The 17,466-nt window shown below is 61.6% G+C and carries 12 protein-coding genes; 3 read left to right on the forward strand and 9 right to left on the reverse strand.

Going from position 1 to position 17,466, the window contains the following annotated elements:
* The first annotated feature begins 6 nt into the window (after positions 1–6).
* On the forward strand, positions 7–729 hold the full coding sequence (locus HY795_18225) for an amino acid ABC transporter ATP-binding protein (GenBank protein MBI4807157.1): 723 nt from the start codon (positions 7–9) through the stop codon (positions 727–729).
* On the opposite strand, the gene HY795_18230 is transcribed toward HY795_18225, so the two are convergent.
* Positions 726–1,919: a glycosyltransferase family 92 protein gene (locus tag HY795_18230; GenBank protein ID MBI4807158.1), complete on the reverse strand. Its 1,194-nt coding sequence runs from the start codon at positions 1,917–1,919 to the stop codon at positions 726–728. The genes HY795_18225 and HY795_18230 overlap by 4 nt on opposite strands.
* Positions 1,920–2,028: 109 nt before the next feature.
* On the opposite strand from HY795_18230, the gene HY795_18235 reads away from it, so the two are divergent.
* Positions 2,029–2,745, forward strand: coding sequence for a TerC family protein (locus HY795_18235; GenBank protein MBI4807159.1), 717 nt, complete (start codon positions 2,029–2,031; stop codon positions 2,743–2,745).
* A gap of 132 nt (positions 2,746–2,877) precedes the next feature.
* On the opposite strand, the gene HY795_18240 is transcribed toward HY795_18235, so the two are convergent.
* On the reverse strand, positions 2,878–4,224 hold the full coding sequence (locus HY795_18240) for a TrpB-like pyridoxal phosphate-dependent enzyme (GenBank protein ID MBI4807160.1): 1,347 nt from the start codon (positions 4,222–4,224) through the stop codon (positions 2,878–2,880).
* Between the two features lie 179 nt (positions 4,225–4,403).
* Here HY795_18240 and HY795_18245 point away from each other — a divergent pair, with 179 nt between their 5' ends.
* Complete coding sequence (locus HY795_18245) at positions 4,404–5,660, forward strand: YihY/virulence factor BrkB family protein (GenBank protein ID MBI4807161.1); 1,257 nt, start codon at positions 4,404–4,406, stop codon at positions 5,658–5,660.
* Between the two features lie 190 nt (positions 5,661–5,850).
* Here the strand turns inward: HY795_18245 and moaC are convergent, their stop codons facing one another.
* From moaC to HY795_18280, 7 genes are all read right to left on the reverse strand, one after another.
* Positions 5,851–6,333, reverse strand: a complete 483-nt coding sequence (gene moaC, locus HY795_18250; protein MBI4807162.1) for a cyclic pyranopterin monophosphate synthase MoaC — start codon at positions 6,331–6,333, stop codon at positions 5,851–5,853.
* Positions 6,333–7,448, reverse strand: a complete 1,116-nt coding sequence (dnaJ, locus tag HY795_18255) for a molecular chaperone DnaJ (GenBank protein ID MBI4807163.1) — start codon at positions 7,446–7,448, stop codon at positions 6,333–6,335. The genes moaC and dnaJ overlap by 1 nt, the downstream gene beginning before the upstream one ends.
* 6 nt (positions 7,449–7,454) lie before the next feature.
* Positions 7,455–7,679 carry a DNA-directed RNA polymerase subunit omega gene (locus HY795_18260; protein MBI4807164.1) on the reverse strand — a complete coding sequence of 75 codons (225 nt, stop codon included), beginning with the start codon at positions 7,677–7,679 and terminating at the stop codon, positions 7,455–7,457.
* A 155-nt stretch (positions 7,680–7,834) separates the two neighbouring features.
* Complete coding sequence (locus HY795_18265; GenBank protein ID MBI4807165.1) at positions 7,835–9,790, reverse strand: peptide transporter; 1,956 nt, start codon at positions 9,788–9,790, stop codon at positions 7,835–7,837.
* 33 nt (positions 9,791–9,823) lie between these two features.
* A complete protein-coding gene (locus HY795_18270) occupies positions 9,824–11,803 on the reverse strand; it encodes a hypothetical protein (GenBank protein ID MBI4807166.1) in 1,980 nt (659 codons plus the stop codon).
* Between the two features lie 112 nt (positions 11,804–11,915).
* Positions 11,916–16,724: a M28 family peptidase gene (locus tag HY795_18275; GenBank protein MBI4807167.1), complete on the reverse strand. Its 4,809-nt coding sequence runs from the start codon at positions 16,722–16,724 to the stop codon at positions 11,916–11,918.
* The gene (locus HY795_18280; protein MBI4807168.1) at positions 16,725–17,465 is read right to left on the reverse strand and encodes an ABC transporter ATP-binding protein; all 741 of its coding nucleotides are present in this window, start codon (positions 17,463–17,465) and stop codon (positions 16,725–16,727) included.
* Between the last annotated feature and the right edge of the window lies 1 nt (position 17,466).

A 17,466-nucleotide genomic window follows, 5' to 3' on the forward strand; every position in this document is an offset into this window, starting at 1 on the left:
GAACCCATCATCACCATAGACGGTGTGGGCAAGTTCTTCGGCAAGCTGCGCGCCCTTTCAAACGTCAGCCTGGCTGTGCGTCCCGGCGAGAAGGTGGTCATCATCGGCCCCTCGGGCTCCGGAAAATCCACCCTCCTGCGCACCATCAACCGTCTGGAAACCATCGACGCGGGACGCATCGTGGTGGACGGGTTCGACCTCTCTGACTCCAAGGTGGACATCAACCAGGTGCGCATGGAAGTGGGCATGGTGTTCCAGTCTTTCAACCTCTTCCCCCACTACACAGTTCTGGACAACGTCACCCTGGCCCCAATGAAGCTTCGCGGCGAGCCCCGCGAACAGGCCGAGGTCCAAGCCATGGCGCTTTTGGACAAGGTGGGCATCAAGGACAAGGCGGGGGTGTTTCCGGCCATGCTCTCGGGCGGCCAGCAGCAGCGTGTGGCCATTGCCAGAGCCCTGGCCATGAACCCCAAGATCATGCTCTTCGACGAGCCCACTTCGGCGCTCGACCCGGAGATGATCGGCGAGGTTCTGGCCGTGATGCTTGATCTGGCGCGCGAGGGCATGACCATGGTGGTGGTGACCCACGAGATGGGCTTTGCGCGCCAGGCCGCAGACCGCATCATCTTCATGGACCAGGGGCAGATAATAGACGAAGGGCCGCCCGTGGAGTTCTTCGAGAGCGCCAAACATCCCAGGGCCCAGAAATTCCTGGAGCAGATTCTCTAGCCCGCCAGCATCTCCTGCCAGGCCGGAGTCATCTGGCCGGAGATCTCCAGTTGCACGCGCAGCCACTCCTTGACCCGGGCGGCTTGGGTCTGGTCGCCATGCGCCCTGTGCCAGACGGCTAGTTCGAAGTATGCTTCGGGAGTGGCATTGAGCATGAGCGAGCGTTTTATCCACTCCCACGCCTTGTCCATCCGGCCCGTCTCCCTGTGGAACATGCTCAGGATGTTGCACACGTAGGGATTGCCTGGGCTATAGCATGGCAAGAGAGTGAAGAACTCTGCCAGTTCGTCCGTCACCTGGTTCCCGGTTCCAAGGGCTTGATCGAATTCCACGAGTTTCTCCGCGAGCATCGTTTGCCACTGCTCGCCTGAGAGCCCGGCCCATCTCCCTGCAAGACGTGCCGCCGCTGCCGGCCCCTGGGTTTCCAGGGCGCGTATGCGTTCCCCCCATGACCGCATGGATTCGTCAATGATGCGCGGATAGCCCAGGTGTTCGAAAAACTGGTCCAGGCGGTATGAGCTCCCGTCGGCCAACGGATGCGCCAGACCCCGTTCCATCTTGGCGCACCAATCCTCCTGCGAACGATAGAAATAGTGGTTCAACTTGATCCTGGAAGACGTGTGGGGCGCGGTGGGGCCAGGCACTGGCAGACCGTTCTCGTTCACGCAAAAGCCGCCCGGCTTGTATCTGAAATGATGCGGCGTGAGCGGCGTCTGGGCATACTCGGGCTGAAGAATGGTTTTGATGTGCTGGTCGGGATGGACAATCTCCATGTAGTTCTCGACCTGGAGCCCGGCCGGGCTTTTCAGGTGACCGGACGAGCCGTACAGAACGCTGCTCACGGCCAGCCCGGCGAACTCTTCATAATCGCACAGCACGCCGCGAATGTCGCAAGGATCCTTGGGGACCACGAACTCATCAGAATCCCAGAAGCCCAGCCATTTGAACTGTGCGCCGAAGGTTGCCAAACAATGCTGGTAGACGTTCAGCTGGGCTGTGGCGAAGGGCCAGTGCACCACTTCCACCAGCTTTTCCGAAATGTATTCGCCCAGGAGGTTTTCAAGAACTGGGTGCTCGGCGTTATCATAAATGATGAAGCGTTCCACCCCGGCCAGAACGTGGTGGCTGAGCCATTCCCCCAGGTATCTCTCCTCGTTCTTGGCAATCAGGCATACACCCAGATAGCGCATTTCCCCTCCGGTTTAGGACTAGCCAAGTCCTGCGGGAAAACTTATCCATGTCCTGAAACAAGCTCAAGGAACCTTTTCTAACCTTTTCGGACACACAACCACACATCCCATGGAAATCTTCACTCTCTCGAATTTCATAGCATTTTTGACACTCTCCGCGCTGGAGATCGTGCTCGGTATCGACAACATCGTCTTCATCGCCATCATCACCAACAGGCTGCCGGCCGAACAGCAGACCAGGGCGCGCAAGATCGGTCTCTTGCTGGCCATGGGCACCCGCATCCTGCTGCTCTTGTCAATCGCCTGGGTAATGAGGCTCACGACGCCGCTTTTCACCCTGGTCGAACACGCTTTCTCCGGCCGGGACATCATCCTTCTGGCCGGCGGGCTGTTCCTTATCGCCAAGTCCACCTTCGAGATCCATGAGAAGACCGAGGGCAAGGCCAACAGCCACGGAGGAGTCGGCAAGGTCATGTCGTACAGGGCGGCCGTTGCCCAGATCGCCGTTCTGGACATCATTTTCTCGCTCGATTCGGTGATAACCGCCGTGGGCATGGTGGATCAGGTGGCGGTGATGATCGCTGCGGTGGTGGCCGCCGTCATAGTGATGATGGTCTTCGCCGACCCGGTAAGTCACTTCGTCAAGCACCACCCCTCCATCCAGATGCTGGCCTTGTCGTTTCTGATCTTGATCGGCGTCTTCCTGGTGGCCGAGGGCCTGGGCAAGCACATCGACCGTGGCTACATCTATTTCGCCATGGCCTTCTCCCTGGGCGTGGAACTCTTGAACCTGAGGGAACGGCGGGCAGGGACCAAAAAGACATGACATCTCAGGCCGCATGAGCACACATCAATAAACAAGGGGGACTGCCATGTGGCGGTCCCCCTTGTCGTATCAATTCATTCAACAGCCGATGCTCCAAACGCATTGGCAGTTCGATACCCGTTTGCTTATCTGCTAGCTCTCGATCTCCGGGCAGGATTTCAAGGATTCCCGGATGTCGTCCTCCGAGTGCTCGAAATCGACCAAGTTGCCCTGGAGATAGGAATCGTAGGAGGCCAGGTCCAGAAGGCCGTGGCCTGAGAACAGAAACACCACCGTCTGGCCGGGCTCGGCCTGCTGGGCGACTTCGATGGCCGCCTTGATCGCGTGCGACGTTTCGGGAGCGGGCAGGAAACCTTCCGTGGCCTGGAACAGCCGGGCCGCCTCGAAGCAGTCGTTCTGGTAGTAGGCGCGCGCGTCCACAAGCCCCTCGGCCGCCAGATTGCATACAAGGGGGGCGTCGCCATGGTAGCGCAGGCCGCCGGCATGGATGGGCGCTGGCATGTAGCCGTGGCCCAGGGTGTGCATCTTTAGAAGAGGAGTCAGGCGGGCCACATCGCCGTAGTCGTAGCGGAACTGCCCACGGGTAAGGGTGGGACAGGCCTTGGGCTCGGCAGCCACGAAGGTGATCTTCTCCCCGGCCAGCTTGCGGGGCAGGAAAGGAAGCACCAGTCCGCCGAAGTTGCTGCCGCCGCCCACGCAGCCGACCAGATAGTCGGGCTTCTCTCCGGCCATGGCCAGCTGCTTTTCCGTCTCCAGGCCCACGATTGTCTGGTGCAGCACCACGTGGTTCAGCACGCTGCCCAGGGCGTATTTGGTGTCGTCGTGGGTGGCCGCGTCCTCCACGGCTTCGGATATGGCCAGGCCCAGGCTGCCCTGGCAATCCGGGTCGGTCTCCAAGATTTTACGTCCCACCTGGGTTTTGTCCGAAGGCGACGGGAATATCTCCGCCCCGTACGATTGTATGAGAATGCGCCGGTAGGGCTTCTGGTTGTAGCTCACCTTCACCATGTACACGGTGCATTCCATCCCGAACATCTTGCAGGCGAACGAGAGGGCCGTGCCCCATTGCCCCGCCCCGGTCTCGGTGGCCAGGCGCTTCACCCCTTCGAGCTTGTTGTAATAGGCCTGCGGCACCGCTGTGTTGGGCTTGTGCGACCCGGCCGGGGAGCGGGATTCATCCTTGTAGTATATCTTGCACTTGACCCCCAGGGCCTTCTCCAGGCGGCTGGCCCGGACGAGCGGCGTCGGCCGGTAGAGGCGATAGATATCGAGCACGGGTTCGGGAATCTCGATGAGCGGTTTCTGGCTCACCTCCTGCTCGATGATGCCCATGGGAAATATCGGCGCGAGCTGGTCCGGGGTAATGGGCTGATTGGTGCCGGGGTTTAGTGGAGGAGCCAGCGGAGTGGGCAAATCGGGCTGGGCGTTGTACCAATGGCGGGGCATGTCCCGTTCCGGCAGTATGATCTTGGACTCCATCTGGGCTCCTCTGGGCTGTCGTTTGCTGCCAAATGCATGAAACCATGACGTGATAGGCGTCTGGCTATCCGCCACCAGAGGTCGCTGTCAAGAAAGCCCACCTGCGCACGTGGGTGAAAAAAACATCGTCATCCGAGGCAACCCCTGGTACGCATTAAAAAAACTTTCCGGTGCACGCCATGCAGAACCCCACCATCATCTTCCCCTGGCTTCACTTCGTGGCGGCTTCCTTTCTTAGAAATCGAAGCCTGTCGCTGGCCTCGTCGCTGGGCTACACAACCGTTCTCTCCCTGGTTCCTTTCCTGGCCGTGGCCTTTTCCGTGGCCAAGGGGTTCGGCATCTACGAGGCCGCATTCCTGCGGGAAGTGCTCATGCGCCTGTTTGCCGAAAAGGCCGACGTGGTGGACGCGGTTCTGGGCTACATCCAGAACACCAATGTGAAGGCCCTGGGCTTCATCGGCGTGGCCACCCTGTTCATAACCTCGGTGAGCCTTCTCTCCACCATGGAGGAGGCCTTCAACATCATCTGGCACGCCAAAGAAAAGCGAGGCATCTGGAGCAGGTTCAGCAACTACATAACCGTGATCCTGGTCTGCCCCGTGTTCATCCTGGCGGCGTTCAGCGTCACCGCCACCCTGGAAAACGCCTCGGTGGTTCAGTGGCTGCGCGAGATATCCTTGGTAAACCAGGCATTCACCTTGGGGGTCAAGGCCGTGCCCATGGTGATGGTCATCATATCGCTTTTTATTCTCTACAAGTTCCTGCCAAACGTTCGGGTCTCCTCCTTCCCGGCCCTGGCCGGTGCGGCCTGCGCCGGATTCGCCTGGCAGAGCACCCAGGCCCTGTACATAAAATACCAGATCGGCGTGACCGGCTACAACGCCATCTACGGAAGCTTCGCCCAGATACCGCTGCTCCTGGTGTGGCTCTACATCAGCTGGCTCATCGTGCTGGCCGGAGCCGAGATCGCCAACGCCAGCCAGAACTTCCAACGGATCCATCACGAGAATTCGGCCAAAAGCTATTCCTTCGCGGACCGGCGCGACCTGGCCCTGATCCTGGCGCTCATGCTCACTGAGCGGGCCGAGAACAAGGAGCCGCCGCTCTCGGACGCAGCCGCTGCCCTGCCCCTTGGCGTCCCGGTCCGGCTGGTGGTGGAGGAACTGAAGAAACTGGTCCGGCTGGGCTTTGCCGTAAAGGTGAACGAAGAGAGCGACTCCGAGCATTATGTGCTGGCAGCCGCACCTGACAAGATAACGGTGGGTGAGCTCATAGTGGCCTGGGAAGGACTGCGGGGCGAGGACCAAAACGAAGGCATCGCCGAGCGCTACCCGGCCCTGGCGGCGGTCAAGGAGCGGCTGAACGCCTCCTGCCTGGAGGGTTCGACCCAGACCCTGCGGGAGGTGTGGCTCGCCATGCCGGAAGACAAAGACTGAGGCCAGTAGAGAAGATGCCTCCGGCGGCCAAAGGGACTTCATCCCTTTGGAATCCCATATAACTTCGCGGGCCTTATGACCGGTAGCCGGTCATAAGGCCCGCGAAGAATATTGAGGGTCCAGGGGGATCATCCCCCTGGCGGGAGGGTCCAGGGAGGGCAGCGCCCTCTCTGGCCGCCGGAGGCATCTTCTACGCTTTAAATTCGCCGCTTTTGCCGCCCGACTTGTAGAGAAGCCGGACCCGCTCGATGACGATGTCCTTCTGCACGGCCTTGCACATGTCGTAGAGGGTGAGCGCGGCCACGCTGGCGGCGGTCATGGCTTCCATCTCCACGCCGGTCTTGGCGTGAAGCCTGGCTTCAGCCTCGATGCGCACGCTGTGCGTGGCGTCGTCCATTTCGAAGCGAACGTCCACCGAATCAAGGCCTAGGGGATGGCACAGGGGGATGAGGTCAGAGGTCTTCTTGGCGGCCATGATACCGGCGATGCGCGCGGTGGCCAGGGCGTCGCCCTTGGGCAGGGCTTGGTCGTTCAGAAGACGGTAGGTTTCGGGCGAAAGGCTGACTATGGCTTCGGCAACGGCCACGCGGGCGGTGACGGCCTTGGCCCCCACGTCCACCATGCGGGCCTGGCCCTTGTCGTCAAGATGGGTGAACGAGGGGTCCTGGCTCATCAGGACCCCATGGCCGCATCCTTGGCCTTCTTGAAGAAGTTCTTCACCTTCTTGAGGGGTTTTTCCTCGTCAAGCTTGGCGAATTCGCGCAGCAGCTCTTCCTGCTTCTTGGAGAGGCTCTTGGGCGTCTTGACGATGACCTCCACAAGAAGGTCGCCACGGTGGGACCGGCCGGGATGCGGCAAGCCCTTGCCCCGAAGCGAGAAGACCTCCCCGGACTGGGTGCCCTTGGGGATGTCGATGGTCTCTTCGCCCTCCAGGGTGGGCACTTTCACCTTGTCGCCCAGGGCGGCCTGGACCATGCCGATGTCCAGGGTGACGATGAGGTCCTGCCCCTGGCGGCGGAAGGTCTTGTCCTCCTCCACGTGGATGATGACGTAGAGGTCGCCCGGAGGGCCGCCGTGCAGGCCGGGCTCGCCCTCGCCGCGCAGACGCAGGCGTGAGCCGTCGTCCACACCGGCCGGGATGCGCACCTTGAGTTCGCGAACTTCGGGAGTCTGGCCCCTGCCCTTGCAGCGCGGGCACGGGTTGACGATCACGGTGCCTTCGCCACGGCAGACCGGGCAGGCCACGGCGATGCGGAAGAAGCCCTGGTTCTGGTGCACCTGCCCCACGCCGCCGCACTGGCGGCAGGTTTCCGGGCGAGAACCCGGCGCGGCGCCGGTGCCGTCGCATTCCGAGCAGGAGACGTGCTTGGGAATCTTGAGTGCGGCCTCGGACCCCATGGCCACGTCCCTGAAGGAGACGCGGAGGTCGTAGCGCAGATCGTTTCCGGCCTGGGGCCTGGGGCCGCGCCCCCGGGCAGCGCCGAAACCGAAGAATTCGCCGAATATGTCGGAGAAGGTGCTGAAGATGTCCTCGGCGTTGGAGAAACCGCCGAAGCCGGTGTCACCCAGGCCCTGGTGCCCGAAACGATCGTAACGGGCGCGTTTCTGGGGGTCGCGCAGAACCTCGTAGGCTTCCGCCGCTTCCTTGAACCTGCTCTCCGCCTCGGCGTCGCCGGGGTTGCGGTCCGGATGGAATTTGAAGGCCGCCTGGCGGTAGGCCTTTTTTATTTCGTCCTCGTCCGCATCCCGGGGCACGCCCAGGATCTCGTAATAATCGGCTTTGGTCATGAACTGCTACTGTTTTTCGTGAGCGTAGACGCCGGCTTCCTCAATGGACTCGGCGGGCAGAACCTTGCCCCCGGCCACTTCGCGAAGGGAGGTGACGATTTCCTTGTTCCTGCATTCGACCAGGGGCTCGTAGCCCTCGCGGAACTGGTGGACCCTCTTGATGGCCATCTGCACGATCATGAAACGGTTGTTGATGCGTTCGAGGCAGTCTTCTACGGTTATGCGCGCCATGGTGTCCTCTTGAAAACGCCGGCGGGCTTAAAGGCCAACCGGCACGATTTTATGAATAATCAGGGTTGTGCTTTCGTCAAGTGGCAAGTTTTTTCAGCCAGTTCACAAAAAAGCAACAGGACTTTTTAGTCGATGCGCGAGCCAGGGTCAAGGCGTCAATAGGACAGCTTGCCCAAACTCTTGAGAATAAGCGTGCAGCCCATGGCGAACATGCCCGTAAGCCCCATGCCGCAGGAGAATCCGGCCAGGAGCACAGGAGCGTACTGGCGCCACATGGCCCCGTATTTCTTGTGGAAGTAATACCGGCCCAGAAACGCTCCGATCACTTCCAGAACGAGCCCGTGGGGAATGTGCTGGCCCAGGCCGCGCACCACGCCGTACACCAGGAGCACCGGCAGGCCGAAGGCGTTCAGGCCCGCGTAGGTAACAAGGCCAAGGCCGAGACCGGCAGTAAGGTAATCGCCGTTCAAGGCCTGGAAAAAGAGCGAATTGCCCTCCAGGGTGGAGGTCTGCATGAGGAGTGTGTTCAGGGCCTGGAGATGCCACAGCTGCTGGGCGTAGGGATAGGCGGCCGAAGGCAGCGGAGCCAGTTGCCAGATGAACTGCGAGAACAAGAGGCTGGCGATCATCACCACGGGGAACACCACTATTTCCGCCTTGATGACGCCGCGCAGGCTGGTGCCGGTCAGCTCGATCTCCCGAAAATCCACGGTGGCCTTGCCGTAGTTGTGGATCGGTATGGGAGCGTACCATATCTCGATGCCGTGGTAGCCGAAGAACTTGGCTCCGGCTATGAAGCTCGCCTCCCGCACCAGGGGCAGGCTCACGAACTGCCCGGCTATGCCCTCCATGCGCGCCGTGATGTAGGAGATCACCGGGGTGTAGATGAACCCGTAGAGAACGAAGAATATCCACGGGAAATCAGGCACCAGCCAGCGGCAGAGCAGGATGTAGGCCAGCGAGGAGAAGACGTAGATGGCGATGGACACCCAGAAGTTGATGTCGCCCCGGGTGGGATGGCTCTTGAACACCTCCCGGTAGTTCACGTTGCCAGGGCCCTTGCGCAGGCTCTTGGCCACCTGCCACACGCCTATGACGCCGATGGCCAGCCCCAGCCCCAGGCCGAAGCTCAAGTAGAAGTCGAAGTTGTTGGCGAATACCGTGTCCACGGTCCCCATGCCCTTGTGCCAGCGGTGCAGGATGCCGTGCTCGTAGAGGATCGGGTTGGCCACGAAGGTGATTATCTGCCCGATGAGCCCGCCGATAACCGCCCAGAAGGGCAACACCATGCCCGTGAACACAAGGCCCAGGTCCAGTTGCAGGCCGGTAGCCACGGCTGGCATGGCGTCCTCTGTGTGGCGGGTCAGGTCGATCCAGGGGATGGGTATCAGGCGCACCGGTTCCGTGAATATAAGCCCGGAGAGCACCGGGAAGAGCACATACAGACAGCCGAAAAGAATGCCTATCACCCCGCCGATGGAGAAGACCCGCCACTTCCAGCCGGTTTTTCGTTCCTCGGCGGATTCGGCCAGGGCCATGGTTCCGAGCGCTCCCACCGGGGCCATGGGGAACGGCAGTTTCTCCACGTCCGAGGTGATGCGATAAAGCGCATACCCCAGGCCGAAATGGTCCACCCGCTGCACGATCTGCGAACCGATGAGCAACAGGATGGGGACCAGCCAGTCCCGGTGCATGAACGTTCGTTCTATCAGTGATTCCGATCCCATGGCCGGGGCCACCCAGGTCGGGATGAACTCGGTGAGGCCCAGCATCTTGGCCGCGTCGGACTGCACCAGATACTGGTTCCACAAAAGCCCCTGGAAAGGCGAATGCATGGCTGCGCCAGCCATGTAATAGAGCAGGAACACCTCCTGCTGCTTGAGGTCGGAGTAGGCGCGCTTGGCGATCTCGGCGAAGAGGATGATGGTCACCCAGCGGGCGGCCGGGCCGATGCCCGCCCCGATCACCAGGTTCAGGTACATGGACCCGGGCATCATGAGGAACCCGATGAAGATGGCCCCGGCAATGGTCTTCCAGTCAAACCCCTCCTCGAAATGGGAGGGCGTTTCCAGAAGATCCCGGTATTCTTTCAGTTCTTTGTCGTCATACATGGCGAGAACCTACCGGGGGAACTGTATTCGTTATCATGACGGCAGCACCTGGTAGCTCTGGCCCATGAACAGGCCAACCCCGGCGAACACCCCGCCCATGAGAAAATCGCCAAGAATAAGGCCGATGAAAAACATACGGACCTGCCGGAAAAGCTCGATGCCTCCGTAGCGCAGAGTGACCTGGTTGCACAGCCAGCCCAGAAAGAAGCTGAACCACAGGATGCGCATGGCCGAGCTGTACATGGTCAGGTAGCCCACCGGGTGGAGCGGCCACCAGTAGAAGCGCTGGAAGCACAGCACCAGGGCCAGCATGACCACCGCGCCAACGGAAGCGAAGGTGATGATCCAGGCGTTATGGCCGGCGGGGGCGTCGATGAGCTTCTGCGACTCCTCGTACACCCGAAGCACCGAGGATATCTCCCATTCGGCCTGAAGGTCGCGTACGCCCACCTTGTGGCACAAAGCCAGCATGGCCACGAACGAGGCCACCACGCCAAACCCCAGGGCCAGGCAGATGCCCGCCAGATAGAGCCGCTTGCGCGACACCGGCTCCCCGACCTTGGCCGCGTGCAAGAGGGATGGCATGAGCGATTCGCGCAGGTCCAGAAACATCACCTTCTGCATCACTGCGCCCATCAAAAGCCCGGCACCGGTGAAGAATCCTGATCCGAAAAGAGCCAGCAAGCCGTCCGTTGGAGCGGCTGTCAGGGTGAAATAGGCGATGCCGCCCTGCCCGATCACCCGGGTAGCCACCAGCATGACCACGAAGAACACAGCCAGGAGCAGCACCGCAACCAGAAGCGGCATGCCGAAATGCACGCACCAGGCCGTAAGCCCTGCCCCGCCCAGAATAAAGCCCCAAAAAGCCCAGCGCACCGAGAACCATTCTGATTCGCGGGCCGGGGCCGGTTTGGAACTGAAGGCGGTGACGACGACTTCCTTGAGATGATCCCTGGCCAGCCAGACGAAGAAGAGGAAAAACACGCCATAAGCGCCGATCATCTGTGTCTCTTCCACCATGGTCAGGGTGGGGCCGAAGGTGACGCCCAGGGCCGATTGCGGCACCTGGTAGCCCACCATGGACAAAGCGCCCGTCAGAAGGCCGCCCAGCAGGAAGAAAACCCAGAAGGAGAGCGATATCTGGCGCGAAGTCAGAAACGCGAAGCCTATGAAGGCCGGAATGAAGTAGATCTTTAGTTTCGTGAATCCCGAGAACAGACCGGTCTTGGCGAAATACGGCCCGGCCAGAAGCACGGTGGGAACCTGGGGGATGGTGGGCATATAGACGGAGAGCCCGTTCAACGTATGCAGCATCACGGGAATCAGGAGCCCGACCAGGAGAAACCGGTCCGTGAAGAACGAGCCGACCTTGCCCTCCTGGAAGGACTCTTCCATCATGTAGGGAAGGCGCAGCAGGGGGAAGTTCATGCGTTCGTTGGAGATCCACTGCTTGCTGAAGAGGTTCACCAGGCAGACCATCACCAGGTAGCACAGCAGGACGAACACGCCCCAGGCGGCCATGGGCCCGGCCCAGGCGCCCCAGGGAATGCGCCCCAGAAGTTCCAGCCAGGAGAGCCTGCGCCCGTCCGGCAGGCCGTTGTAGAAGAGTTCCACGGCCTTGGGGTCGGAGACGGTCCAGGTTTGCGGCAAGAGGGGGGCCAGGGTCTCGGACCAGCGGTTTCCGGCGGAAGCGAAATGGTCCACAGCGGTCACGTTCAATAAAAACGTGCGCATGAGCCCGGTATAGGCGATCCCGGACACCACCACGGCCAGCATCCAGGTGACCAGCAGTTCGGCGCCGTTTAAAAGCGGCTTTGCCCTGAAAATGCGAGCCACGGTCGCCACCAGCATGGTGAGGCACACCAGCAGGATGAACGGGGCAAGGGGGAAATGCCCGCCGCCCAGGGGCGTGGCCGCCAGATACATGTTGTTGTAGGGCGTGGCCAGACACAGCACTGTGCCGGAGAGCACTCCCAGGATGATGGCGCGGGGCCGGATGGGGCTTTGTTGCATGCTTATCTCGCGCCTTCTCGTATACCCGCCCGCAGGCAGCCTAAAACCTCACCCATCCCATGAAAGATGGGCTGGGTTGGGCTACGACCGGAAAGGGTGTGTACACCAGCCATCAGGCCACCCTGCCCGGAGCTTCGGGGTTTTTCATGCTCGTGTCCACGCTGGCTTCATAGGAGGTGCGCCGCTCCTCGTCCAGCGAGCGCCACACCAGCATCTGCTTGCGCAGATCATCCAGGAACCCTTTGTTCAAGCGCTTCCACATGCGCGCCTCGCCCGCCTCGCGCGTGAGCTCCACTTCAATCTCCAGGTATCCCGGGTGCCACATGGCCGGGGAGAAGGTGATGGTCACCTGCTGGTTGATGCCGAAATCAAACGGCGCCAGCCACACCTTGGCCATGATGCGCAGGCAGGAATCCAGGGCGCAGAACTCCCCGTGAAGCTCGCCGGGGTGCGGCCCCGCCCCTGGGTCCTTCCAGGGGCAGACGAAATCCTGGCGGATTTCGGCCGTGGAAAACAACCCGTGAGACACATCGTAGTGCGCTTTGTAGTACTCAAGCAGGAACCCGCCCGCGCAGTCCTGTTCGCGGATGTGCATCAAAAACGGCAAGGTGGCCTTGATGGTATTGCCTTGCGGCTCTGGCAGCGTCCAGGAGCGGTTCACATCCGGTATGGCTATGTTGGCCGCCACCCGGGAGGGATAAATAACGGACACCAGCACCACCATGATGACGAGGCCCATGGCCGCCACCCCGGCCAGGGAGCTGTAGTTGGCGGTCATGCCCTTCCACACCGCCGTTCCGGAAAGAAGCCCGGCCGTGGTCTGGGCCAACAGGTAGCCCATGACCGCCGAAATAACGGCAAAAGCCAGTGCCTCGGCTATGAACAAAAAGGACACGTGGGTGGGGGCCAGGCCCACGGCGGTGTACACGGCGATCTCCCGTTTGCGCTCGTACACGGCGCCTATCATGGTGGAGAGCACGATGAGCATGGCGATGGCCAAAGGGACCACGATATTGGGCACGCCGGCGTAGTTGATGGTGTCTGAGGACTGGAGCACGAAGGTGCCGCCCGGCAGCCCGGCATAGATGGTAAGGCCGAATCGGTCCGCCAGCTTGTCGGCCAGGTCCTGGGCGCCGTCCGCGGTCACGGCCAGGCTTTTCAATTGCCCGCCCAGGCTCATGACCGACTCGTAGGGCAGAATGATCACCTGGTCGCCGGGAACATGCTGGTAGCGTCCCTGGTAGGAGACCACGTCCTCGCCGGATTCGACCGCGTCCTTGTCGGTCTCGGTGACTTCAACCGCCGCCTCGCTTGGGAATATCACCGGGGTGAGCGGCTCTCCGTCCAGGTCGGTGAGCTGATCCAAGGCCTTGCCAGAAAAAATCCCGGCAACCTCGTACGGTTCGCCCCAGAGCATCACCTTGGAGCCTGCGGTTGCTCCGATACGCTGGGCCAGGGCCTCGGGCAGCAGCACTGCGGAACGCTCGCCGTCCTTGAACCAGTGTCCGGCAGTGAGGATGCGGTCCATGCGGGTGACGGCCGCTTCCGCGTAAGAGAGCCCGAGCACGCCCTGTACCGTTTCGTGCTTGGAAGGCCCCTTCACCTGAGTGACGAAGGGATTCACGCGATCCTTGGCTTCGATCACGGCCCGGGGCGAGGCCTTGCCCTGCCCGGCATGGTCCGAGAGCACGTTCTCGGCTTCGATGGGGATGGTCTTCCAGCCGAGATTCTTGAGCATAACACCCTGGTAGGTGCTTGTGGGCGAAAAGCGCACGGCGTGGTCCACCCTGGCGCTGCGCACCGAGGTGAAGCTCATGATGGTGAAGGTGAGAATCACCAGGGTGGCGCAGGTAAGCGATGTGCGGATTTTCCGCCGCCTCAAGTTGGTGACGCCGATGGAGAAGGACGCGGCGAACGCCTTGAGCTTGCCTATTTCCGAGGCTTTCACGTGCTTGGCTCGTCGCTGCAGTTCCTCCATCTCCTGCTCGAAGCGCATGATGATGATGAAAGCGACCACCATGGCCAGGCCGATGATGAAGAAGGCTAGTATCACCACCATGGGGCTGTAGGTGAGCTTGAAGGCCGGATGCACGTTGTAGATGATGGCGATGACCGTGGTCAGGATGCCCAAGAAGCCCAGGATGCGTTTGTGGATGTCCGTGAAGGCGAAGATCAGGCGCTCCATGCAGTAGGCGAAGGGGATGAACAGGGCGATGTAGAAGAGAACGCCAATCAGCACGTCCTTCTGGGTCTTCTCCACGTCGTTGTACACCCGGGCCGCGAAGGCCCAGGAGCCACGGGCCTGGGACAGGGCCTCGTCGTAGCGCTTCTGGGCCCTCAGCTCGACCGCCTTGGCCAGCATGCCCCGGCCGGTGTCCTGCATTTCCCTGATGCGTTCGTTGAATATTCCGTGGTCCTCAAGATTTTTTATGCGCGGAGTCAGAAGGTCCCACATGTCCTCGGCCGCGTGCAGTTCGGTCCAGGGCAGGAGCGGCCATTTGTCTACGGGATATCCTGTGCCGTCCGGGCGTTCCGGGCTCGAATCGAGCAGGATCATCTTCTTGGCCAGCACGGTGTCGGAGAGGATGAGCTTGTAGGTGGCCGAGGGTTCCAGGAACACGCTGAACAGCGTGGAGCTCAAGGTGTCCAGCCGCGAGAACCAGTAGCGCATGGGTTCGGCCTCGCGCCTGCCGTCCAACAGCTCCACCTTGGTGAAATACCTGAAGGTTCGCGGGTCGAAGGTGGAGAATATCGTGCTCTGCTTGCAGGAGAACATGACCAGGTCGATTTCGGACACCAGACGGCGCAGGCGGACGCGGTACGCGTCCTTGCCGGTCTGCTTCTTGTCCACCGCCCATACCGCTTCGCCTGTCTGCGGCGAGAAGCGGTAGCCCTCCACAACGGCCTTGTCCAAAACGTGGCGGCTGTCAGCCAAGCCGGACACCTTGAAGGAACCGTCCGAGCCCGCCATGGTCAAGAACCGGCTGTCACCCTGGAAAACAAGCGCCACGGTGCCTGCCGCGGCCCTGTCCGGGAAGAGTTCCCCCTGGCGGATGAACTTGGCCCTCCCACCCAGCGTGGCGAACCCGTTTCTGGGCAGATTTTCCGGCATTTGCAGGCCACCGTTCGCAAGAGACGAGGCAAGCCCGGTGACCAGGCCTATCTGACGGGTAAGTCCCTCCCGGTCCACGCGCGCCGGGACGTCCCCGGGGGTGCCCCACAGAAACCTGCCGTCGTTGACCGTGGCCAGGGTCACACCCAAAAAGCCAGAAATGGCCGAGACCTCGCCCCCAAGCTGGGGGTGGTCCACGAAATAGCTGCGCCAGGGGCGGGTCCGGTCGGCGCGCAAGCCATTGACGAAACGCACGCCGTCCTTGGGATAGCCAAGACCTTGGGCCGCTTCTGTCAAAAAGCCGGAAAGCCCTGAATAGGGCTGCACACGGTTGATTTCAGGCTTGAGGGAATAGAGCCACCCGTCATTGAAGGCCCCCACTCCGTCTCCATGGCTGGAGAGATGCAGGGACAGCGCGGCCATGACCTCCGCATCGCCCGTGAGCTGGCGCAGGTCCCGGGTGGTGTCGGCCGCGGCGAGCTGTCGTTTGGCGTCGGCCTCAATGTCCAGATAGCGCGCCCGGATAGCGGGAAAAAGCGTGCGCAACAGGCTGCTTTCCTGTTCGGTGAGACCGGAGAAGCTGGTCCGCCAGCTCAAGGAGCGCAACACGGCCCGGCGTGCGGTGAGCGCGGCCAGATCGTCCTGCGGGACCTTGCCCCCTTCCAGGCGAAGCTGCATGAGCTTCGTGGACACCACGTCCACCTCGTCCTTGAGAGCCACCTCCAGCGCGGGGGCAAGCACGGGATCGGAAAGATCCGCGTCGGGCTTCTTCAGAACCTCCAGTACGCCGGACGCCCCTTTGAGCTTATCCGCCAGGTCCTTGCGGACCGTGCGCAGGTCCTTTCCCTTGACCCGGAAGGCGGACAGAAAGTCGCGCCACCCGGCCAAGGTCTGGGCATGTCCGGCCGTGGCGGTCAGCAGTACGGAACGCTTGGGACGCTCCGCCTTGAATTTCTTGGCCGTTTCCACGAGCGCGGCCATGGATGAGGCTTCATCCGCTCCGGGTGACAGGCCGGGGATGTAGGCCAGGCTGTCGTAAAAGGCCTCAATGAGCAGGATCTGCTTGGACAGGGCGGGGTCCGAGCCTTCAATGTACAGATAGACGTTGTCGGCCAGATGGGGTTCCCAGGCCGCCTCGGAGCGCAAAATCGCGGGACGGGACAGTTGACCGGCCAGGTCGTTGTCCACGACCTTTTTATCCACGTAGAACCTGGGGAACAACACCGGGGTAAGCTCGATCTTTTCCTGGAAAACGGCCCTGGAGGCTGGCTCCCCGCCGTTATTGTTGCGGTCTACGTAGACCACCGCCCGGGCCCCCAGCAGGGCGGCGTTCATCCAGTTCTTTCCGGAGTCCAGGTCCATGAGCACGATGGCCCCGGCAACGTCTTTTCCATTAAAATCGGAAACTTCACCCGGCCCGGCGTCGATGAGCGTCCCTTCCAGGTCATTGGCGGCAGCGGGGGTGAGAACGTTCACATCCGCCGGGCGTATGGGGATTGTTTTCGACCCCGCCACAAGCACGCATTGGCCGTACTTCTTGACCGGAAGCTGGAACGACTGGCGGCCCACAGTGCCAAGTTCCAGGCTCTCGAACCAGGCCTGAATGATCCCGGCTGCCTCGGCGGCCCCGGCGGAGCCCGTGGAGCGGTCTCCCAGGGACGCAAGGGAGGCTATGGGGTCCTTGCCGAAAGCCTCCACTTTGGCCGGATCGGGCGCGGGCTGGCTGGCCTTGCCCTTCTTGGCCAGGCCGGTTGACGCGCACACTCCCAGCAAGGCCAGGAAGAACACAGACGCGACAAGTCGCTTCATCTAGTATTCCTTGGCCCCGATGCCGCCCAGAGTGATCTTCAGCTGGTCGCGCTCCTCGATCTTGTCGATGCGCCCGTCTCGAATCCAGACCACCCGGTCGGAGACGTTCAGCATCTTGTAGTCGTGGGTGGCGGAGATGATGGTGACGTTGCGCTCCTGGCTCAAGTTCTTGAGCAGGGTGATGATCTCCTCGCCTGTGGTGAGGTCCAGGTTGCCAGTGGGTTCGTCCGCCAGGACGATGGCCGGATTGTTGGCCAGGGAGCGCGCTATGGCCACTCGCTGCTGCTGGCCGCCGGAGAGTTCCATGGGCCTGTGGGCGTGGCGTTCGCGCAGGCCCACCAGCCCGAGAAGGCTCAAGCCCCTTTCGATGGCCTCGTCCTCGGGCACGCCCGCGAAGGTCATGGGCAGGGTGACGTTCTCCAGGGCGCTCATCACCTGAATGAGATTGAAGGTCTGGAAAATATAGCCGATCTTTCTGTTTCGAAGCCAGGCCAGCTCATAGGCGTCGAGCTGGGCAATATCCACCTCGTCGATGAAGACCTTGCCGGTGGTAGGCTTGTCCAGGCCGCCGATCATGTTGAAAAGCGTCGATTTTCCGGAGCCGGAAGGCCCCATGATGGACAGGTACTCCCCGGAATGGATGGAGAGGTCAACGCCCTTCAGGGCCTGGACAGTGAGCTTGCCCAGTTCGAAGGACTTGGTGACCCCGGCGACTCGGACGATATTGTGCTTCGAAGCCATG

Source organism: Desulfovibrio sp. (genome assembly GCA_016208105.1).
Taxonomy (GTDB): domain Bacteria; phylum Desulfobacterota; class Desulfovibrionia; order Desulfovibrionales; family Desulfovibrionaceae; genus Fundidesulfovibrio.

What these genes read in the sequence shown, in the direction of transcription:
- HY795_18230 (MBI4807158.1), bottom strand. Translation starts at nt 1,919, where the DNA reads ATGCGCTATCTGGGTGTATGCCTGATTGCCAAGAACGAGGAGAGATAC.
- HY795_18235 (MBI4807159.1), top strand. Translation starts at nt 2,029, where the DNA reads ATGGAAATCTTCACTCTCTCGAATTTCATAGCATTTTTGACACTCTCC.
- HY795_18240 (MBI4807160.1), bottom strand. Translation starts at nt 4,224, where the DNA reads ATGGAGTCCAAGATCATACTGCCGGAACGGGACATGCCCCGCCATTGG.
- HY795_18245 (MBI4807161.1), top strand. Translation starts at nt 4,404, where the DNA reads ATGCAGAACCCCACCATCATCTTCCCCTGGCTTCACTTCGTGGCGGCT.
- moaC (MBI4807162.1), bottom strand. Translation starts at nt 6,333, where the DNA reads ATGAGCCAGGACCCCTCGTTCACCCATCTTGACGACAAGGGCCAGGCC.
- dnaJ (MBI4807163.1), bottom strand. Translation starts at nt 7,448, where the DNA reads ATGACCAAAGCCGATTATTACGAGATCCTGGGCGTGCCCCGGGATGCG.
- HY795_18260 (MBI4807164.1), bottom strand. Translation starts at nt 7,679, where the DNA reads ATGGCGCGCATAACCGTAGAAGACTGCCTCGAACGCATCAACAACCGT.
- HY795_18265 (MBI4807165.1), bottom strand. Translation starts at nt 9,790, where the DNA reads ATGTATGACGACAAAGAACTGAAAGAATACCGGGATCTTCTGGAAACG.
- HY795_18270 (MBI4807166.1), bottom strand. Translation starts at nt 11,803, where the DNA reads ATGCAACAAAGCCCCATCCGGCCCCGCGCCATCATCCTGGGAGTGCTC.
- HY795_18275 (MBI4807167.1), bottom strand. Translation starts at nt 16,724, where the DNA reads ATGAAGCGACTTGTCGCGTCTGTGTTCTTCCTGGCCTTGCTGGGAGTG.
- HY795_18280 (MBI4807168.1), bottom strand. Translation starts at nt 17,465, where the DNA reads ATGGCTTCGAAGCACAATATCGTCCGAGTCGCCGGGGTCACCAAGTCC.